We start from the raw sequence: 19479 nt of genomic DNA on the forward strand, positions 1-19479 counted from the left end.
ACTTCCTCGTACGGGACCGGAGGCCACCCTAACCAGCGCCGGGGCCGCGGCCCGGGGCCGGGTACGGGCGCTACCCGGCGGGCCGCAGCGGCAGCGGTGCGCCGGGGAGCGGGGTGTCCGGCGGCAGCAGCGCCAGGTCCAGACCGCGGACCAGCCGGGCCCGCAGGGTGGCGTCGGCGGCCAGCGCCTCGGCGACGGCGCGGGCGACGGCGGCGGGGGCGGTGCCGGCGGCGGGGACGAGGGCCAGGGTGCCGTCCGCCTCGCCGGCGCGGGCCAGGGACGCGGCACGTATCCCGGCGACTGTGGAGACCACGGCGGTCACGGCCGCGACGACGCCCGGGTCGGCCAGGGGGTCGGTGCTGCCGCGGCCCTCGGCGGCGGCGAGCAGGGCCGGCCCGGTCAGCTCGTACGGCACGGGGCCCGCGACGTCCAGGACGACGGTGTCGGCGCGCTCGGCGACGGCGGCCCGTACGGCCTGCGGCAGGGCCACGGCCACGGGGCGGGCCGCGGGGTCCCAGCGGGCGAGGGCGGCGGTGGAGGTGAAGGCGGGCAGGGCGCGCCGGCCGCCGGGGACTTCGAGGGTGGGCACCGCCATGTCGCTGGTCTTCTCACGGCGCAGCCCGTCCGCTCCTTCCTCCGCTTCGCCGAGGAGCGCGACGACGGGGACCAGCACCCGCGTGCCGGCGAGGGCCGCGAGCACCCGGGGCCCGGCCGCGGGGTCGTCGGGGGCCTCCGCGTACGCGGCGAGGGCGGCGGCGAGGCCGGGGTCCGCCGAGCCGTCGTCGGCGGCGAAGCCGGGGTCAGGGATGTTCTTCAGCGACACCCGACGAGCCTAGCGGTGGCCCGTCGTCGCCCTGCGGGCGCGGTCCTGCGGCACCGGGCGGGGACGCCGACCGCGGTGGCCCGGCCGGCGGCGGCGCGAAGGGCGGGGGCTCGGGGCCGCGCCAGACGCCGGCCGCACGCGACCGCGGACCGCGCCACAGGAACCACGCGCCCGCGATCAGCCCCACGCCTATGACGCCCGCGGCGAGCGCCAGGCCGTTGGGCCCGTCGTCCTCGGTGGCGACGAGCGCGGGCGCCGAGCCGAAGCGCTTCTCGTCGTACGCGGCCGACTTCGGCTCCTGCGGCGCGGCCTCCAGCTCCCGGGCCGCGGCGACCGCCGCCGCCGCGTCCACCCGGCCGGCGCCCAGCTCGTCGTCGCGGCCGCCTTCCGGCGGGTCCTGCGCGGTCTCCCGCAGCAGGTCGCGGATCTGCCAGGGGGTGAGGTCCGGGTTGGCGGCGCGGACCAGGGCGGTGACGCCGGAGACGAACGCGGCGGCGGCGCTGGTGCCCCAGCCCTCGTAGTAGGTGCGGTCGGGGTCGGCGATGGCGACGTCGACGCCGGGGGCGGCGACGGTGGCGTACCAGTGCCGGGTGGAGAAGTCGGCGCGCGCCCCCGTCCGGTCGACGGCGGTGACGGCGATGACGCCGGGGTAGGCCGCGGGGTACGAGATGCGGTCGCCCTTCTCCCCGCTGTTGCCCGCGGACGACACCACGGTCACGCCCTTGCGGAGCGCGTACTGCACGGCGGCGTCCTCGCCGGGCTCGGGGTGGGCGGACTTGCTGTCGTCGCCGAGGGAGAGGTTGATGACGTCGGCGCCGTTGTCGACGGCCCAGCGGATGCCGTCGGCGAGCGCGCTGCCGCGGGTCTCGCGGGCCTTGCCGCGCTGCGCGTCGCCGTCCTCCAGGATGACCCGTACCGGCAGGATCTTCGCGTCCGGCGCGACGCCCGTGACGCCTTCCGCGGCGCCGGGGCCGTGGCCGTGCGCGGCGATGATGCCGGCCATGGCGGTGCCGTGCCGGGCCCAGGAGTCGTCGCCGCGGCGGGCGCCGAAGCCGACGAAGTCCTTGCCGTCCAGCACCTGTCCGGTGAGGTCGGGGTGGCCGGCGTCGACGCCGGTGTCGAGTACGGCGACGGTGACGCCCTCGCCGCGGGTGGTGTTCCACGCCTCGGGGGCGCGGACGTCGTCCAGGCCCCACTGCAGCTCCTGGAGGCCGTCCGCGTGCGCGGGGGCGGCGGTGGCGCCGAGCAGGGCGGCGGCGGCCAGCGCGGCGAGGAGCGCGGCGGCGCGGCGGCGTACGCGGAACGGGCGGGTCACCGCGGGGACTCCGTGGCCTTGGCGGAGGTCTTGCGCAGGCCGCGCTCGACGCGGTCGGCGATGCCCTCGGCGTCGTGGCCGAGCCCCGCCTGGGCGGGCGCGGTGGTGGCGTCGGGATGGACGGCCTCGTTGGCGGGCTGCGGTTCCGTCACGGCGCGGCCGTCGGCGAAGCCGGTGACGGCGTAGAGGACGACGGGGGCGTCGGAGAGGACGCGCACGGTCCAGGTCGCGCGCTGCTCGGCGCCGAAGCCGGCGGCGGGTCCCGTCTCCGTGCCGTACGCGCGCGGCAGCATGTCCGTCCGCGCGGCCAGCTCCCGCTCCTCGAAGCGGTCCTCGAACCGGCCCATCTTGGCGGCGCCCGCCGCGGTGAAGACCATGCCGACGGTGGTGACGCTGCTGCGGGTGGCGTCGGTGTACGTGGCGCGCAGCAGCTTCTCGCAGCCGACGCGGCGCAACTCCCGTGCCAGCGCCGCGTCGAGGCCCTCCTTGCAGTCCGCGGGCGGGGCGACGGCGACGCGCACCCAGACGCGGTCGGCGCCGCCGGGGCCCGCGCCGTCGCCTTCGAGCCGGGGCGGGAAGAGGGTGTCGACGGGGGTGGCGTGCCAGAGGCCGCGGGCCACCTCGTACGCCCCGGGCGTGGCCTGCGCGCTCGGCCCGTCGCTGAGCAGGCTGCCGGTGGCGGCGCCCACGACGAGGCCGACGCCGGTGACGAGCGCGACGGCGGCGGCCACGGTGCGCGCGACGCTGCGCCGTTGTGCGGGCGGCTCCGGCTCGGGGCGGGGGATGTCGGAGGGGAGCACGGATGCCATGTGCAGCGGGGCGCCTACGGGCTTGGGAGGGACGGCGGGCACGGGCGGGGCGTACGGCCGCGGCGGGAGCCGCGGCGGCGTGGACCCGGCGGACTCGGACCCGGCCGGGGGCGCGGTGCCGCCGGACGTCGCGGTACCGGCGGACTCGGCGGCGGGTCGTGGGGGTTCGGCCGCCTGCGGGCGCTTCGGCCGTACGGGACCGCCGGTCGGCGCGGGCCCTGCGGCCCGTGCCGCGGTGCCGGAGCCGTCCGCGGGGCCGTCCGGTCGCTGCGGCTTCGCCTCCGGCCGCGGCCGCACGGGCCGTACGGGCTCCGCGCTCTCCGGCTGCGCGCTCTCGCGCGGCTTCGCCGCGGGCGGGGAATCCGGCGACGGCGGGGCCGCGGGAGTCTGCTCTGCGTCAGTGCTCAACAGCCCCCTCACTCCCCTCCTGTGAGTAGCCCCCGGATGGCCTGCCGGACAGGCGCTCGCGACACTCTACTGGGCTCCCGCGACGGACGGTGCGCCGCCCGAACGCCTCATCCTGTCCGTACCCACTACCGCCTGCCGGGCACGCGGTGGCAGGCTTCCCCCATGCCGGCCCACACCGCCCCCGTCCCGGACCATGCGGCCCTGCGCGCCCGCTACGACCGCGCCACCGTCCACCGCGACGCCCCCTTCGCCGCCGTCGACACCGAGGCGTTCGACGCCAACGCCGCGGATCTGGTGCGCAGGGCCGCGGGCAAGCCGGTGCGGGTGGCGAGCAAGTCGGTGCGCTGCCGGGCGCTGCTGGAGCGGGTGCTCGCCGCGCCGGGGTTCGCCGGGATCATGTCCTTCACGCTCGCCGAGTCGCTGTGGCTGGCGCGCTCCGGCTTCGCGGACGTGCTGCTGGCGTATCCGTCCGCGGACCGTGCCGGCTTCGCCGAGCTGACCGGCGATCCGAAGCTCGCCGCCGCGGTGACGGTGATGGTGGACGATCCGGCGCAGTTGGACCTCGTCGACGCGGCCCGGGGGCGCGGGCGCGAGGAGGTCCGCGTCTGCCTGGAGCTGGACACTTCGCTGCGGATGCTGGGCGGCCGGCTGCGCGTCGGCGCCCGCCGCTCCCCGCTGTCCGACGCGGCGGCGCTGGCGGCGGTGGCCCGCGAGGTGGTGCGGCGGCCGGGCTTCCGGCTGGTGGGGCTGATGGCGTACGAGGGGCACGTGGCCGGCGTCGGGGACGACATCCCCGGGTGGCCGCTCAGGTCGCGCGGGATACGGCTGATGCAGGCGGTGGCCAGGCGGCAGCTCGCCGAGCGCCGGGCGGAGGCGGTGGCGGCGGTGCGGCGGCTGGCGGACCTGGAGTTCGTCAACGGCGGCGGTACGGGCAGCGTGCAGCACACCGCCGCCGAGGACGCGGTCACCGAGATCGCCGCCGGCTCGGGGCTCTACCAGCCGCGGCTCTTCGACAACTACACCGCGTTCACGGGCCGCCCCGCCGCCGTCTTCGCGCTGCCCGTCGTCCGCCGCCCCGGCGTCGGCGTCGTCACCGTCCTCGGCGGCGGCTACCCCGCCTCCGGGCCCGCAGGACCGGACCGGCCGCCCGTGCCGTACCTGCCGCGGGGACTGCGCTACGACAAGCAGGAGGGCGCGGGCGAGGTGCAGACCCCGCTGCTCGGCCCGCCCGCCGACGACCTGCTGGTCGGCGACCGGGTGTGGTTCCGGCACGCCAAGGCGGGCGAGCTGTGCGAGCGGTTCGGCGCGCTGCACCTGATCGAGGGCGAGCGCGTCACGGAGACGGTCCCGACGTATCGCGGCGAGGGCCGTACGTTCCTCTAGGCGGGAGCGCCCGGACGGCCCGCCGGAGCGGACCGCCCAAGCCGCCCGCGGCTACAGCGGCGTGACGTACGCGCCCGCGATGCCGCCGTCGACCAGGAACTCCGCGGCGTTGACGAACGACGCGTCGTCGCTCGCCAGGAACGCCACCGCGGCGGCGATCTCCTCCGCCTCCGCGAAGCGGCCCGCCGGGATGTGCACCAGCCGCCGCGCCGCACGCTCCGGGTCCTTGGCGAACAGCTCCTGGAGGAGCGGTGTGTTCACCGGCCCCGGGCACAGCGCGTTGACCCGGATGCCTTCGCGGGCGAACTGCACGCCCAGCTCGCGGGACATGGCCAGCACGCCGCCCTTGGAGGCGGTGTAGCTGATCTGGGAGGTGGCGGCGCCCATGACGGCCACGAACGAGGCGGTGTTGACGATCGAGCCGCGGCGCTGGCGCTGCATGTACGGGATGGCGGCCTTGCAGCACAGGTAGACGGAGGTCAGGTTCACCTCCTGCACCCGGCGCCACGCGTCGATGCCGGTGAGCAGGATGGAGTCGTCCTCGGGCGGCGAGATGCCCGCGTTGTTGAAGGCGACGTCGACCGAGCCGTACGTGTCGTACGCGGCCTTGAACAGCGCCTCGACGTCCTCCTGGACGGTGACGTCGGTGCGTACGAACAGCCCGCCGGTGGCCTCGGCCGCCGCCTTGCCCGCGGTCTCGTCGACGTCGGCGCAGACGACGTGCGCGCCCTCCGCCGCGAGCCTGCGGGCGGTGGCCAGGCCGATGCCGCTGCCGGCTCCGGTGACGACGGCGGTGCGGCCGGGCAGCCGGCGGCAGACGGGGGTCTGGTCGGTCAACGTGCTCACTCCTCGGTGCTGATGAAGACGTTCTTGGTCTCGGTGAACGACGCGAGCGCGTCCGGGCCCAGCTCGCGGCCGAGGCCGGACTGCTTGAAGCCGCCGAAGGGGGTCCAGTAGCGCACGCTGCTGTGCGAGTTGACCGAGAGGTTCCCGGCGGCGACGGCGCGCGAGACGCGGACGGCGCGGGCGGTGTCGCGGGTCCACAGCGAGCCGGACAGCCCGTACGGGCCGGCGTTGGCGAGGCGTACGGCGTCGGCCTCGTCGTCGAAGGGGTGGACGACGGCGACGGGGCCGAAGACCTCCTCGCGGCTGACCGGGTCATCGGGCGGCGCGTCGGTGAGGACCGTGGCCGGGTACCAGTACCCGGGGCCTTCCGGGACGGTGCCGCGGATGGCGGCGGGGCGGGACTCGGGGACGTGGCCGCGGACCCGCTCGCGGTGGGCGGCGGAGATCAGCGGGCCCATCCGGGTACCGGAGTCGGCCGGGTCGCCGGCGGTGAAGGCGAGGACGGCGGGCTCCAGCAGGGCGAGGAAGCGGTCGTACACGCTGCGCTGGACGAGGATGCGGCTGCGGGCGCAGCAGTCCTGGCCGGTGTTGTCGAGGAACGAGGCGGGGGCGGCGGCCGCGGCGCGCTCCAGGTCGGCGTCGGCGAAGACGATGTTCGGGCTCTTGCCGCCGAGTTCGAGCGTGACGCGCTTGACCTGCTCCGCGCAGCGCGCCGCGATCCGCTTGCCGACGGCGGTGGAGCCGGTGAAGACGACCTTCGCCACGTCCGGGTGGTCGACGAGGGCGGCGCCGGCGACCGGTCCCGCGCCGGGCACGACCTGGAAGAGCCCCTCCGGCAGGCCCGCTTCGAGCGCCAGCTCGGCGAGCCGCAGCGCGGTCAGCGGGGTGGCCTCGGCCGGTTTGAGCACGACGGCGTTGCCGGCGGCGAGCGCGGGGGCGGTGCCCCAGGCGGCGATGGGCATGGGGAAGTTCCACGGGGCGATGACCCCGACGACGCCGAGCGGCTCGGCGAAGGTGACGTTGAGTCCGCCGGCCACCGGGATCTGGCTGCCGGTGAGGCGTTCCACTCCCCCGGCGGCGTAGTCGAGGAGGTCGCGTACGTTGCCCGCCTCCCAGCGGGCGGCGGCCACCGGGTGCCCGGCCTCGGTGACCTCCAGCCGGGCCAGTTCCTCGATCCGGGCGTCGACCTCGGCGGCGAAGCGGCGCAGCAGCCGGGCGCGGTCGCCGGGGGCGAGGGCGGCCCAGCCCCGCTGGGCCCCGGCGGCGCGGGCGACGGCGGCGGCGACCTCCTCGGGGCCCGCGGCCGGGACGGTGGCGACGGCCTCCTCGGTCGCGGGGTTGACGACGGTGTGCTCGTGCGGCGCGGCGGGGGGTGCCGGTGCTGCGGGTGCTGATGCTGCCAAGGGTGTCGACCTCACATGCGCTCGAAGGACCGGAAGCGTTCCCAGTCGGTGACGGCGGTGTCGTACGCCTCCTGCTCGACCCGCGCCATGTTGCGGTAGTGGCGTACGACGTCCTCGCCGAATGCCTCCCGGGCCAGCGTGCTGCCGCTCCACAGCTCGGCGGCGTCCCGGAGGGTGGCGGGGACGTGCGCGGCGTCGCCGGTGTAGGCGTTGCCGGTGCAGGCTTCGGGGAGTTCGAGCTTCCGCTCGACGCCGTGCAGCCCGGCGGCGATCATCCCGGCGACGGCGAGGTAGGGGTTCACGTCGCCGCCCGGCAGCCGGTTCTCCAGCCGCAGCGAGCCGCCGTGGCCGACGACGCGGATGGCGCAGGTGCGGTTGTCGGGGCCCCAGGCGACGGCGGTGGGGGCGAAGGAGCCGGGGCGGAAGCGCTTGTAGGAGTTGATGTTCGGGGCGTAGAGGAGCGTCAGTTCCGGCAGGCAGGCGAGCTGCCCCGCGACGAAGTGCCGCATGGTCTCGGACATCCCGTACGGGGCGTCCTCGTCGTCAGGACCGCCGGGGGCGGCGAAGACGGGGGCGCCGTCGGCGTCGCGCACGGACAGGTGGATGTGGCAGGAGTTGCCCTCGCGCTCGTCGTACTTGGCCATGAAGGTCAGCGCCGTGCCCTCCTGGGCGGCGATCTCCTTGGCGCCGGTCTTGTAGATGCTGTGCTGGTCGCAGGTGGTCAGCGCGTCGTCGTAGCGGAAGGCGATCTCGTGCTGGCCGAGGTTGCACTCGCCCTTGGCGGACTCCACGGTCATGCCGGCGGCGGCCATCTCGTTGCGGATGCGGCGCAGCAGGGGCTCGACGCGGCCGGTGCCGAGGACGGAGTAGTCGACGTTGTACTGGTTGGCGGGGGTCAGGTCCCGGTACGCGCTGTTCCACGCCTGCTCGTAGGTGTCCTTGAAGACCATGAACTCCAGCTCCGTGCCCGCGTACGCGGTCCAGCCGCGCTCGGCGAGCCGGTCGAGCTGGCGCCGCAGCACCTGCCGCGGCGAGGCGGTGACGGGCGCGCCGTCGTGCCAGGCGAGGTCGGCGGTGACCATGGCGGTGCCGGGGTGCCAGGGGATGCGGCGCAGGGTGGCGAGGTCGGGGTGCATGGCGAAGTCGCCGTAGCCGCGCTCCCAGGACGACATCTCGTAGCCCTCGACGGTGTTCATGTCGGCGTCCACGGCCAGCAGGTAGTTGCAGCCCTCGGTGCCGTGCGCCAGCACCTCGTCGAGGAAGAAGGGGGCGGCGAAGCGCTTGCCCTGAAGCCTGCCCTGCATGTCCGTGAAGGCCAGGACTACGGTGTCGAGCTCACCGGCCTCGACGAGCCGGCGCAGCTCGGGCACGGGCAGCGCGGGGGTGCGTGCGGAGTCGGTCACGGATCGGTCTCCTCTTCTGCGGACGTCTTAAGGTATGCGTGGATACCTTTGGTTGGGAAGTAGGCGGAGGCACCGGGTCGGGAGGGCGGGGTCGGGATGAGGGCGTTCAGCAACGCGGCGGCCGGCGACGGGCTGCGGACCGTACTGCGCCCGGTGCGCGCGGGCAACGGCTTCGAGGAGGCGCTGGAGCAGATACTTCAGGTCCTGCGCCTGGGTCTGGTGCCGCCCGGCGAGCGGCTGCCCGCGGAGCGGGAGTTGGCCGAGCGGCTGCGGATCAGCCGGGTGACGCTGCGGGACGTGCTGAAGGTGCTGGCGGACGAGGGGCTGGTGGAGAGCCGCCGGGGGCGCTACGGAGGCACCTTCGTACGGGAGCGCACCCCCGCCCGCCGGGATGCGCAGGAGGAGTTGCGCCGGCGCACGGAGCGTACGGACCTGGAGGACGTGCTGCGCTTCCGCGAGGTGCTGGAGACGGGCGCCGCCGAGCTGTGCGCCGGCACCGGGATGGCGCCCGGGCAGCGGACGCGGCTGCGCGCCGCCCTGGAGGCCACCCAGGACGCACCGCTGGGCGACTACCGGCGGCTGGACACCCTGCTCCACCTCACCCTCGCGGAACTCGCGGGCTCGCCGCGGCTCGCGGCGCAGTACGCCGCCGTCCGGGCCACCGTCAACGACCTGCTGGACTGCATCCCGCTGCTGGTGCGGAACCTGGAGCACAGCCAGGCGCAGCACGCCGCGCTCGTCGGCGCGGTGCTCGACGGCGATCCGGACGCCGCCCGCGAGATGATGCGCGAGCACTGCGCCGGCACCGCGGCGCTGCTGCGCGGCTTCCTCGGCTAGGTCCGTCCGGCACACCGCCGCGTAACAGGACCTTCATGCACGGGGCTTGCGCTCGTGACCTCGGCGCCGCAAAGGTATGGGGCCACACCATTGCTGGGTTCCACCGTCCGTTGAGGCAGGAGCGGCACCATGAGCGAAGGCACCGAGTCCCGCACCGCACCGCCCGGCCCCCGCGCCGCCCCCGACGGCGGTCCCGGCGCCCCCGGCCCTGCCGGCCCGGGCCCCGCCGCGCACGACGCCGCGGACGACGCGTACCTCCGGCGCCGCGCGCTGCGCGCCGGCAGCGCCGGGCCGCTGCTGCTCACCGGCCTGGGCGTGGCGTACGTCGTCTCCGGCGACTTCTCCGGCTGGAACTTCGGCCTGGCGGAGGGCGGTTTCGGCGGCCTGGCCATCGCCGCGCTGCTCATGGGCGTGATGTACACGTGCCTGGTCTTCGCCCTCGCCGAGCTGGCCGCCGTGCTGCCCACGGCCGGCGGCGGCTACGGCTTCGCGCGCAAGGCGCTGGGCCCCTGGGGCGGGTTCATGACCGGCACGGCGATCCTCATCGAGTACGTCCTGGCGCCGGCCGCGATCGTCATCTTCATCGGCGACTACGTCGAGTCGCTGGAGCTGTTCGGGCTCACCTCGGGCTGGCCCGTCTACCTCGCCTGCTTCGTCCTCTTCCTCGGCATCCACCTGTGGGGCGTCGGCGAGGCGCTGCGCTTCAGCCTCGTCGTGACCGCCGTCGCGGTCGCCGCGCTGCTGATCTTCGCCGTCGGCGCCCTCACGGAGTTCAGCGCCGGCTCGCTGAACGACATCCCGGTCGACCACGGCGCGCTGGGCGCCAACTCCTGGCTGCCGTTCGGGATCCTGGGCATCTGGGCGGCGTTCCCGTTCGGGATGTGGTTCTTCCTGGGCGTCGAGGGCGTGCCGCTGGCCGCGGAGGAGACCAAGGACCCGTCCCGTACGCTGCCGCGCGCGATGGCCTGGGCGATGGGCGTGCTGCTGCTGCTCGCCGTCGTCACCTTCATCGCCGCGGCCGGCGCCCGCGGCTCCGCCGCCGTACAGGACGCGGGCAATCCGCTGGTGGAGGCGCTGCAGCCGGACGGCGAGGCGACCGCGCTCAGCCGGTTCGTCAACTACGCGGGCCTCGCCGGGCTCGTCGCCTCGTTCTTCTCCCTCATCTACGCCGGCTCGCGCCAGCTCTTCGCGCTCTCCCGGGCCGGCTACCTGCCCCGCGTCCTCTCCCTCACCTCCCGCCGCAAGGCCCCGTTCCTGGGCCTGCTGGTGCCCGGCGCGATCGGCTTCGCGCTGGCGGCCGGGAGCGGGAACGGGGCGCGGATGCTGAACGTCGCGGTGTTCGGGGCCACCATCTCGTACGCGCTGATGGCGCTCTCGCACATCGTCCTGCGCCGCCGCGAACCGGGGCTGCACCGCCCGTACCGCACACCGGGCGGGGCGGTGACGTCCTCGGTGGCGTTCGTGCTCGCGCTGTCGGCGCTGGTGGCGACGTTCCTGGTGGACAAGTGGGCGGCGATGATCGCGGGCTGCGTGTACGCGGTGGCCCTCGGATATTTCGCGCTCTACAGTCGGCACCGTCTGGTGGCGGCGGCGCCCGAGGAGGAGTTCGCGGCGCTGGCGGAGGCGGAAGCGGAACTCGAACGCCCGGCGACGAGGGAGAAGTGATGAGCAGGACCCGGCCCCTGATCGGCATTTCCACCTACCTCGTCGACGAGGCCGTATGGGGCCAGTGGCACCTGCCCGCCGCTCTGCTGCCCGCCGGTTACCACCGCCTCACCCAGCGTGCCGGCGGCCTCGCCGCGCTGCTCCCCCCGGACGACCCGGGCCGCGCGGCGGAGACCCTGCGCCGCCTGGACGGCCTGATCATCGCGGGCGGCCCCGACCTGGACCCGGCCCGCTACGGCGCCGAGGCGGACGCCCGCACGGACCCCGTCACCCCGACGTCACGCGAGCGCGACGAGTGGGAACTGGCCCTGATCGAGGCGGCCCTGGCGGCGGAGCTGCCGCTGTTGGGGATCTGCCGCGGCGCGCAGTTGCTGAACGTCGTCCGCGGCGGCACGCTGCGCCAGCACATGGAGGGCCACCGCGAGCGCCCGGGCGTCTTCGGCGCCCACGAGATCAAACCGGTCCCGGGCACGCGCCTCGCCGCGCTGCTGCCGGAGGCGGTGACGGTCCCGGCGTACCACCACCAGGCGGTGGCGGAGCTGGGCACCGGCGTGATCGCGTCGGCGTACGCGGCGGACGGCGTGGTGGAGGCGCTGGAGCTGCCGGACGCGGGCGGCTTCGCGCTGGGGGTGCAGTGGCACCCGGAGATGGGCGAGGACGCGCGGGTGCTGCGGGGCCTGGTGGAGGCGGCGGGCTGACGACCCCGGCGCCTCAGCCCGCGGGCTTTTGGACGATGCCGCCGTACTCGTAGACGGGCTTGGCGTGCTTGGTGGTGCCGAGGTACGGCCGGAGGGCCGGGTCGACGGGGGCCAGCGGCGGCTGGAACGGGTCGGGCCGCCAGTCGACGAGATCCACCAGCCCGGGCTCGACGGGCTCCAGCCCCCGGACGAGGGCGTCGACCTCGGCGGGCGTCCTCGTCTGCCACGGGATGCCCTTGGCCCGGACGCTCTCGGTCATCGCGGCGCTGGTGGCGGGATCGTCGGTGACCACCTGCGACAGACACACGCAACTGCCGGGCCGCGCGCGGTCGAGCACGGCGCCGAGGACGCCGACGGGGTCGTCGGCGTCGGGTACGTGGTGCATGACCGACAGGTAGAGCACGGCGAGCGGTTCGTCGAAGTCGATGAGCCGGGTGACGAGCGGGTCGTCGAGGATCGTGGCGGGGTCGCGCAGGTCGCCGTCGACGACGATGGTGGAGGCGTCCTCGGCGAGCAGGGCGCGGCCGTGGGCGAGGACGATGGGGTCGTTGTCGACGTAGACGACGCGGGCGTCGGGGGCGAAGCGCTGGGCGACCTGGTGGACGTTGTTGTCCGTGGGCAGCCCGCAGCCCATGTCGAGGAACTGCCGGATCCCGGCTTCCTCGACGAGCCACCGCACGGCCCGGAAGAGGAACAGCCGGTTCTCACGGGTGATGTCGAGCCCGGCGGGGAACTCCTTGAGCTGCTTGAGCGCGAACTCCCGGTCGACGGCGTAGTTGTCCTTGCCACCGAGAAGCCAGCCGTAGACGCGGGCGGACGTGGGCTGCTCGACGGAGACGCCGGGTATGAAGGACTGGTCCTCTGCTGACACCACGCGCTCCCCGCGTCCGGTGGACGCCTCGAAGATCAAGACAGGTTGGAACGAGGGTAACGCGGAAATCCCCCCTCCGCAGGGGGGTACGGAGCCCCTGCTGAGGAGGGCGGATGTCGGGACCGTGGGCGCGACGGGGTGCGGCGGCGCAGCGCCGCAGGGATCCGGGGCGCAGCCCCGGCGGGGGGCTCGGGGGCGGAGCCTCTGAGGAAGCGGGAAGGGGCGGGGACGGGGCGACCCCACCACGCACCCGGCCGGCCCTCATCCCGCCCGCTCACCCCTTCTCGTCAGGGACAGGAGGTCACGGGCCGGGCCCGTGGGGCGCTGGCCGCGGGGCCAGACCGCGCGGAGGGCTCTGGTCAGGGGCAGGCCCGTGACCGCGACCGCCACCAGGCGCCGGGTCGCCACCTCGTCCGCCACCGCCAGCTCCGAGAGCACCGCCGGTCCCGCACCCGTCACGGCCGCCGACTTCACCGCCGTCGTCGACGCCAGTTCCAGCAGCGGCGTCCCCAGCCCGCCGTACGGGCGCAGCGCCTCGTCCAGCACCTGCCGCGTACCCGAGCCCTGCTCCCGCAGCACCAGCGCCGCCCCCGCGAGCTCCCCCGGCGGCAGCCCCCGCCGGCGCCGCGCCCACGGATGCGACGGCGCCACGACCACCAGCAGCCGGTCGTGCCCGATGACCGCCCCGTCCAGCCCCGACGGCACCCCCGGGCCCTCCACGAACCCCAGGTCGGCCGCCCCGGACCGTACCTGCGCCGCCACCGCCACCGAGTTCCCCGCCTGCAGCGACACCGCCGTCTCCGGCCGCGCCGCGCGGAGCGCGACCAGCCACCCCGGCAGCAGGTACTCCGCGACCGTGAGGCTCGCCGCCACCCGCAGCCGCGAGTCCCGCCGCGTGCGCAGCGCCGCCGCGCCCGCGTCGAACGCCTCCGCCGCCTCCACGACCCGCCGGGCCCACTCCGTCACCACGCCCCCGGCCTCGGTGAGCCGCGAGCCGGCGGGCGAGCGGTGCACGAGCGCGACACCGAGCTGCCGTTCCATGGACCGGATGCGCGCGCTGGCCGCGGGCTGGCTCACGCCGACGGCCTTCGCCGCCCGCCCGAGGCTGCCCAGCCGGGCCACGGCGAGCAGCAGTTCCAGCGCCGCCAGGTCCGGCACCCGGCGGGCCAGCGACTCCGGTTCGCCCGCGGCCTCGTACGCGCTCATAACCCCAGCTTATGAGCTGAGAGAAGATCGGTCCCTACCGGGCGCCCGCCACCCGGGCGAGGCTGCTGGCATGGCCGCCACCGCCCTCGTACGCCCCCGCCCCGCCGCCCGCGCACGCCACCGGCTCTCCGTCCGCGAGCTCGGCCCCCACTGGTACGCCGGCGTCATGGGGACCGCCATCGTCGCCACCGCCGGCGCGGCGGTCGGCCTGCCGTCCGCCGCGCTGGTCCCCGTCTGGGCCCTGGGCACCGTCCTCCTCGCCGCGCTGCTCGCCGCCCGCGCCGTTCACTGGACACGGCACGCAGACCGCGCCCGCGAGCACCTCGCCGATCCGGCGGTCGCGCCGTTCTACGGGTGCCTGTCGATGGCCCTGCTCGCGGTCGGCGCCGCGACGACCGCCGTGGGGGCGCGCGTGACGGGCGGCGACGCGGCGTTCGCCGTGCACGCCGCGCTGTGGGTGGCGGGTACCGCGGTGGGGCTGGCGGCGGCCGTGGCCGTGCCGTACCTGATGGTCGTACGCCACCGGGTGCGGCCCGGCGACGCCTCGCCCGTGTGGCTGCTGCCGGTGGTGGCCCCGATGGTGTCGGCCGCGACCGGCCCGGCGCTGGCGCCGCGGCTGCCCGCGGGGCAGTGGCGGGAGTCGCTGGTGATGGGCTGCTTCGGGATGTTCGGGATGAGCCTGCTGGCGACGCTGCTGATGCTGCCGCTGGTCTTCGCCCGGCTGGTGGAGCGGGGCCCGCTGCCGCTCGCGCTCACCCCGGCGCTGTTCCTGGTGCTGGGCCCGCTCGGGCAGTCGACGACGGCCGCGGGGGCGCTGGCGGACGGCTCGGCGGCGGTGCCGGGGGCGTTCGCCGCGCTGTACGGGGTGCCGGTGCTGGGCTTCGCGCTGCTGTGGCTGGCGGTGGCGGGGGCGCTGGTCGTACGGGCCGTGCGGCACGGCATGCCGTTCGCGCTGACGTGGTGGGCGTTCACCTTCCCGGTGGGCACGTGCGTGACGGGCGCGGCGAGCCTGGCGGAGCACACCGGGCTCGCGGCGTTCCGCGGGCTTGCGGTGCTGCTGTACGGGCTGCTGGTCGCGGCCTGGCTGACGGCCGCGGTCCGTACGGCGGCGGCGGTGGCCCGCGGCGGCCTCCTCGCGGCCCCGGCCCGCTGACGACCGCCGCCGTAGCCTGAGTGCATGGCAGGCAGGCGTGTGGTGTCCCTCGTCCCGTCGCTCACCGAGGCGGTCGCCGTCTCGGCGCCCGGCGCCCTCGTCGGCGCCACCGACTGGTGCACCCACCCGGCGGGGCTCGACGTCGTACGGGTGCGGGGGACGAAGAACCCGGACGTCGAGCGGATCGTCGCGCTGGCGCCCGACCTGGTCGTCGCGAACGAGGAGGAGAACCGCGAGCCGGACCTCGCCGCGCTGCGGGCGGCGGGCCTTCAGGTGCTGGTCACCGAAGTCCGCACGCTGGAGCAGGCGTTCGCGGAGCTGGCGCGGGTGCTGACGGCGTGCGGGGCCGCGTCGCGGCCGGCGTGGCTGATCGCCGCGGAGGCGGCCTGGCGGGACGTACGGCCGCCGGGGCGGACGCGGCGGGCGGTGGTGCCCGTGTGGCGGCGGCCATGGATGGTGCTGGGCCGGGAGACCTTCGCCGGGGACCTGCTGGCGCGGCTGGGAGTGGCGAACGTGTACGCGGGACACGCGGAGCGGTATCCGCGGGTGCCGCTCGCGGAGCTGCACGGGAGCGGCGCGGAGCTGGTGGTGTTCCCCGACGAGCCGTACGCGTTCGGGGCGGACGACGGCCCGGAGGCGTTCCCCGCGCTGGCGGCGGCGCCGGTGAGCGGGCGGCATCTGACGTGGTACGGGCCGTCGCTGGCGGAAGCGCCCGGGGTGCTGGGCGCGGCGCTGCGCGCGGTGTAGGACGGCGACGGCAGGCGCAGAAGGCGGGCGCCCCGCCGCCCCCGCGCAGGGGGGACGACGAGGCGCCCGGAGCGTGACCGCCGGTCAGGAGACCGGGGCGATCCTGTCGATGACCTCGGGGTTGTCGTCCATCCACTTGCGGGCGGACTCCTTCTCCTTGCCGTCACCGCCGTTCTGGATCTCGACCTCCAGCGAGGACAGCTCCTCCTCGGAGAGCGTGAAGTCCTTCAGCCACTCGTGGAACTCCGGGAAGTCCTCGGCGAAGTCCTTCTTGGCCACGGTGTGGATGTCGTCGCCCTCGCCCCAGGCCTTCCTCGGGTCGTCCAGCTTGGTCAGGTCCCACTTGCCGTAGGCCCAGTGCGGCGACCAGAGGGTGACGACGATGGGCTCCTTCTTGTCGTACGCCCGCTCCAGCTCGGCCAGCATCGAGGAGGTGGACGAGGAGACGACCTCCCAGTCCTCCAGCCCGTATTCGTTGACGACCTTGTCCTGGAGGATGCCCATCATGCCGGCGCTGGCCTCGATGCCGATGATCTTCCCGTCGAACTCGCCCTTGTGATCCTTCAGATCCTCCAGGGACTTGATGTCCTTCATGTACGACGGGACGGACAGCTCCAGGGTGGTCGGCCCGTACCAGGAGCCGACGTCGGTGAGGTTGTCGCCGAATCTCTCCCAGTACTGCTCGTGCGTCACCGGCAGCCAGGCGTCGAACTGCACGTCCATCTGGCCCTCGGCGAGCGCGGTGTAGAGCGGGCCGGGGTCGAGCTGCTTGACGTTGGTCTTGTAGCCGCGGTCCTCCAGCACGTTCTGCCACAGGTACGTGGACGCGATGGCCTCGTCCCACGGGAAGTAGCCGAGGTTCACGGTCTTGCCCGCGTCCTTGCCCTGGGTGCCGCCGCCGTTGCCGCCGTCGGGGAGCGGGGCCATCTTGTCGACGTAACCCTCGTTCTGCTCCAGCCAGTCGCGGACGGCCTGCTGCTCGTTGCCCTCCCCGGCGTCGACGATCATCTCCTCCAGGCTGGTGAGCTCCTTCTCCTTCATGGTGAAGTCGCGCAGCCACTCGGCGACGACGGGCTCGTCCTTCGCGAAGCCCTTGCGCGCGGTGGTGTGCACGTCATCACCGGAGCCCCAGGCCTTCTTCGGGTCCTCCAGCTTGGTCATGTCGTACTTGCTGTACGCCCAGTGCGGCGACCAGAGCGTGACGACCACCGGCTCCTCGGCCTGGTACGCGCGCTCCAGCTCCGCGAGCATCGAGGAGGTGGACGAGGAGACGACCTCCCAGTCCTCCAGCCCGTACTCATTGACGACCTTGTCCTTCAGGATCCCCATCATGCCGGCGCTGGCCTCGATGCCGATGATCTTCCCGTCGAACTCGCCCTTGTGATCCTTCAGATCCTCCAGGGACTTGACGTCCTTCATGTACGACGGGACGGACAGCTCCAGCGTCGTGGGCCCGTACCAGGAGCCCATGTCCTCCATCTTGTCGCCGAACTTCTCCCAGTACTGCTCGTGGGTCACGGGCAGCCAGGCGTCGGTCTGGAAGTCGACCTGGCCCTCGGAGACGGCGGTGAAGAGCGGGCCGGGGTCGAGCTGCTTGGCCTCGGCCTCGAAGCCGCGCTGCTCCAGCACCTCCTTCCAGAGGAAGGTGGAGGCGATGCCCTCGTCCCAGGGGATGTAGCCGATGTCGATCTTCCGGCCCTCGCCGACGTCGGTGGACGCGGCGGCGGCCTGCTGGGTGCCCTCGTCGTCGGACTCGGCCAGGTTCAGGCCGCCGGCGAGCAGCGCCAGCACGACGATGCCGACGGTGGCGATCGCGGTGGTGGGCTTGTAGTGCAGGAACTTCCACCGGTCGACGGCGGCGGCGGTCTTGGCGAGCGCGCGCCGGCCGAGCGGCGAGACGCGCTGGTTGAGCGCGCTGGTCATCCGGTCCAGGTACATGGCGAGGATGACGACGACGAGACCGCTCTCGAAGCCGGTGCCGATGGCGACGCGGGTGACGGCGTTGTAGACGACCTCGCCGAGGCCGCCGCCGCCGACCATGCCGGCGATGACGACCATGGACAGCGCGAGCATGATGACCTGGTTGACGCCCGCCATGATCGTCGGCAGCGCCAGCGGCAGTTGCACACGGCGCAGCGTGTCGGCGGGCTTGGTGCCGAACGCCTCGGCGGCCTCGACCAGTTCGGCGTCGACCTGCCGGATGCCCAGCTCGGTCATGCGCACGCCGGGCGGCATGGCGAACACGATGGTCGCGATGATGCCCGGGGTGATGCCGATGGAGAAGAAGATGACGCCCGGGATCAGGTAGACGAAGGCGGGCATCGTCTGCATGAAGTCGAGCATCGGCCTGACGGCGGTGCTGACGACCTTGTTACGGGCCGCCCAGATGCCCAGCGGCACGGCGATCACCACGGTGATCGCCGTGGCGACCAGCACCATCGACAGGGTTTCCATGGCCTCGGGCCACAGTTGCACCGAGTCCACGACGGCGAATCCGGCGAACGTGAGCACCGCGGGCAGCGGGCCGCGCAGCCAGAAGGCGATCACGGCGAAGATGCCCGCCATGACGAGCGGTTCCGGCGCGTCGAGGACGGCGTTGACGCCGTCGTACATGCCGGAGAGGACCGTGTCGATGAAGTCGAAGAGCCAGCCGAGGTGATCCTTGAGCCAGTCGACGACCGACTCGACCCGGGACCCGAAGTCGATCTCAGGCACCCGCGGTCACCTTCTCGCCCTCGTCGTCGCCTGCCTGGTCGCCCAGGATGGACAGCAGCCGGCCGCGCTCCACCAGGCCGACGAGGTCGCCGTCGGCGTCGGTGACGCCCACGGCGTCGTCGCCGGTCGCGAACGGGCCGAAGAGCTCGGCGACGGGCGTGTCCTCGGTGACGCTGACGGGCGCCGCGGCGCGCAGTTCCTTCGGGGAGAGGCCGTCCTGCGGCTCCTCCATGATGGATCCGGCGGTGAGCACCCGGGTGCGGTCGACGTCCTCGACGAAACGGCGTACGTAGTCGTCCGCGGGCCGGACGAGGATGTCCTCGGGGGTGCCTATCTGGACGATGCGGCCGTCGCGCATGACGGCGATGCGGTCGCCCAGGCGCATGGCCTCGTTGAGGTCGTGGGTGATGAAGACGATGGTCTTCTTCAGCTTGGCCTGCAGCTCGATGAGCTGGTCCTGCATGTCCCGCCGGATCAGCGGGTCGAGCGCGCTGAAGGACTCGTCCATGAGCAGCAGGTCGGCGTCGGTGGCCAGGGCGCGGGCCAGGCCCACGCGCTGCTTCATCCCGCCGGACAGCTCGTCGGGCCAGTGGTGCTCCCAGCCCTTCAGGCCGGTCAGCTCCAGCGCCTCGGTGGCGCGCTTCTCGCGCTCCTCCCGGGGTATCCCCTGGACTTCGAGGCCGTACGCGGCGTTCTCCAGGACGCTGCGGTGCGGGAAGAGCGCGAAGTGCTGGAAGACCATGCTGATCTTCGTGGAACGCACCTCGCGCAACTCGCGGTCGGTCAGCGACGTCAGGTCCTGGCCGTCGAAGAGCACCCGGCCCGATGTCGCGTCGAGCAGCCCGTTGAGCATGCGCAGCAACGTGGACTTGCCGGACCCGGAGAGGCCCATGACCACGAATATCTCGCCCGACTCGACGGTGAAGGAGGCGTCCACCACCGCCGCGGTCGTACCCTTCTTGCGAAGTTTCTCGCGGTCTTCCCCTGCCTCTAGCCGGGCGACCGCGTCTTCTGGCCGTTTGCCGAACACCTTGTACAGGTGCTCCGCCTGGAGCCTGCTCACATACACCTCACGCTTCGAACGGAAAAATCGACCTGCCTCCCCCGTCGGCAGGTCGTGGAGTGACGCGGGTTCTGCCCGGTTGCTTCCCGAATTGTCCGTGTATAGACCATCGGTTCACTCCACTTCGGCCGCTG

At 74.4% G+C, this 19479-nt stretch carries 16 protein-coding genes; 6 read left to right on the forward strand and 10 right to left on the reverse strand.

Translation table 11 applies throughout. The features are described from left to right. Positions 1-70: 70 nt before the first annotated feature. Genes DMB38_RS03800 through DMB38_RS03810 form a run of 3 tightly spaced genes read right to left on the reverse strand, consistent with a single transcriptional unit; the run spans position 71 to position 3355 of the window. Positions 71-823 (reverse strand): SseB family protein, encoded by a 753-nt coding sequence (locus tag DMB38_RS03800; RefSeq protein WP_125933943.1) that lies wholly within the window; start codon positions 821-823, stop codon positions 71-73. Then, positions 801-2138, reverse strand: a complete 1338-nt coding sequence (gene mycP / locus DMB38_RS03805) for a type VII secretion-associated serine protease mycosin (RefSeq protein WP_125933944.1) — start codon at positions 2136-2138, stop codon at positions 801-803. The genes DMB38_RS03800 and mycP overlap by 23 nt, the downstream gene beginning before the upstream one ends. Continuing rightward, positions 2135-3355 carry a hypothetical protein gene (locus DMB38_RS03810; RefSeq protein ID WP_240661963.1) on the reverse strand — a complete coding sequence of 407 codons (1221 nt, stop codon included), beginning with the start codon at positions 3353-3355 and terminating at the stop codon, positions 2135-2137. The genes mycP and DMB38_RS03810 overlap by 4 nt, the downstream gene beginning before the upstream one ends. Before the next feature lie 162 nt (positions 3356-3517). Here DMB38_RS03810 and DMB38_RS03820 point away from each other — a divergent pair, with 162 nt between their 5' ends. Then, positions 3518-4738: an alanine racemase gene (locus DMB38_RS03820; RefSeq protein WP_125933947.1), complete on the forward strand. Its 1221-nt coding sequence runs from the start codon at positions 3518-3520 to the stop codon at positions 4736-4738. Positions 4739-4789: 51 nt separating this feature from the next. On the opposite strand, the gene DMB38_RS03825 is transcribed toward DMB38_RS03820, so the two are convergent. From DMB38_RS03825 to DMB38_RS03835, 3 genes are read right to left on the reverse strand one after another with little or no spacing between them, the layout of a single operon-like run. Beyond that, positions 4790-5575, reverse strand: coding sequence for a 3-oxoacyl-ACP reductase (locus DMB38_RS03825; protein WP_101425448.1), 786 nt, complete (start codon positions 5573-5575; stop codon positions 4790-4792). Between the two features lie 5 nt (positions 5576-5580). After that, the gene (locus DMB38_RS03830; RefSeq protein WP_125933948.1) at positions 5581-6987 is read right to left on the reverse strand and encodes an aldehyde dehydrogenase family protein; all 1407 of its coding nucleotides are present in this window, start codon (positions 6985-6987) and stop codon (positions 5581-5583) included. 11 nt (positions 6988-6998) lie between these two features. Next, positions 6999-8390, reverse strand: a complete 1392-nt coding sequence (locus tag DMB38_RS03835) for a glutamine synthetase family protein (protein ID WP_125933949.1) — start codon at positions 8388-8390, stop codon at positions 6999-7001. Positions 8391-8486: 96 nt separating this feature from the next. Here DMB38_RS03835 and DMB38_RS03840 point away from each other — a divergent pair, with 96 nt between their 5' ends. The 3 genes from DMB38_RS03840 (at position 8487) to DMB38_RS03850 (ending at position 11590) form a co-directional block, all read left to right on the forward strand. Then, positions 8487-9227, forward strand: a complete 741-nt coding sequence (locus tag DMB38_RS03840) for an FCD domain-containing protein (protein ID WP_125933950.1) — start codon at positions 8487-8489, stop codon at positions 9225-9227. A 129-nt stretch (positions 9228-9356) separates the two neighbouring features. Continuing rightward, positions 9357-10892 (forward strand): ethanolamine permease, encoded by a 1536-nt coding sequence (gene eat / locus DMB38_RS03845; protein WP_125933951.1) that lies wholly within the window; start codon positions 9357-9359, stop codon positions 10890-10892. Beyond that, a complete protein-coding gene (locus DMB38_RS03850; RefSeq protein ID WP_125933952.1) occupies positions 10892-11590 on the forward strand; it encodes a gamma-glutamyl-gamma-aminobutyrate hydrolase family protein in 699 nt (232 codons plus the stop codon). Before eat ends, DMB38_RS03850 begins: the two co-directional genes overlap by 1 nt. Positions 11591-11603: 13 nt before the next feature. Here DMB38_RS03850 and DMB38_RS03855 read toward each other — a convergent pair whose 3' ends face one another. Both DMB38_RS03855 and DMB38_RS03860 read right to left on the reverse strand, forming a co-directional pair. Next, a complete protein-coding gene (locus tag DMB38_RS03855; RefSeq protein ID WP_125933953.1) occupies positions 11604-12461 on the reverse strand; it encodes an SAM-dependent methyltransferase in 858 nt (285 codons plus the stop codon). Between the two features lie 261 nt (positions 12462-12722). Beyond that, complete coding sequence (locus tag DMB38_RS03860) at positions 12723-13667, reverse strand: LysR family transcriptional regulator (RefSeq protein WP_125933954.1); 945 nt, start codon at positions 13665-13667, stop codon at positions 12723-12725. A 70-nt stretch (positions 13668-13737) separates the two neighbouring features. Between DMB38_RS03860 and DMB38_RS03865 the strand changes: the two genes are divergently transcribed. Beyond that, on the forward strand, positions 13738-14820 hold the full coding sequence (locus DMB38_RS03865) for a TDT family transporter (RefSeq protein ID WP_125933955.1): 1083 nt from the start codon (positions 13738-13740) through the stop codon (positions 14818-14820). 24 nt (positions 14821-14844) lie between these two features. After that, positions 14845-15567, forward strand: a complete 723-nt coding sequence (locus DMB38_RS03870; RefSeq protein ID WP_125933956.1) for a helical backbone metal receptor — start codon at positions 14845-14847, stop codon at positions 15565-15567. An 84-nt stretch (positions 15568-15651) separates the two neighbouring features. On the opposite strand, the gene DMB38_RS03875 is transcribed toward DMB38_RS03870, so the two are convergent. Both DMB38_RS03875 and DMB38_RS03880 read right to left on the reverse strand, forming a co-directional pair. Next, on the reverse strand, positions 15652-18282 hold the full coding sequence (locus tag DMB38_RS03875; RefSeq protein WP_125933957.1) for an ABC transporter permease/substrate binding protein: 2631 nt from the start codon (positions 18280-18282) through the stop codon (positions 15652-15654). Next, on the reverse strand, positions 18275-19345 hold the full coding sequence (locus tag DMB38_RS03880) for a betaine/proline/choline family ABC transporter ATP-binding protein (protein WP_125933958.1): 1071 nt from the start codon (positions 19343-19345) through the stop codon (positions 18275-18277). Before DMB38_RS03880 ends, DMB38_RS03875 begins: the two co-directional genes overlap by 8 nt. Positions 19346-19479: the final 134 nt, after the last annotated feature.

The organism is Streptomyces sp. WAC 06738, from assembly GCF_003945505.1.
Lineage (GTDB): Bacteria > Actinomycetota > Actinomycetes > Streptomycetales > Streptomycetaceae > Streptomyces.

Excerpts from the sequence above, each read along its gene's own strand:
- DMB38_RS03820 (WP_125933947.1), top strand. The coding sequence starts at position 3,518 with ATGCCGGCCCACACCGCCCCCGTCCCGGACCATGCGGCCCTGCGCGCC.
- DMB38_RS03850 (WP_125933952.1), top strand. The coding sequence starts at position 10,892 with ATGAGCAGGACCCGGCCCCTGATCGGCATTTCCACCTACCTCGTCGAC.
- DMB38_RS03860 (WP_125933954.1), bottom strand. The coding sequence starts at position 13,667 with ATGAGCGCGTACGAGGCCGCGGGCGAACCGGAGTCGCTGGCCCGCCGG.
- DMB38_RS03840 (WP_125933950.1), top strand. The coding sequence starts at position 8,487 with ATGAGGGCGTTCAGCAACGCGGCGGCCGGCGACGGGCTGCGGACCGTA.
- eat (WP_125933951.1), top strand. The coding sequence starts at position 9,357 with ATGAGCGAAGGCACCGAGTCCCGCACCGCACCGCCCGGCCCCCGCGCC.
- DMB38_RS03870 (WP_125933956.1), top strand. The coding sequence starts at position 14,845 with ATGGCAGGCAGGCGTGTGGTGTCCCTCGTCCCGTCGCTCACCGAGGCG.
- DMB38_RS03865 (WP_125933955.1), top strand. The coding sequence starts at position 13,738 with ATGGCCGCCACCGCCCTCGTACGCCCCCGCCCCGCCGCCCGCGCACGC.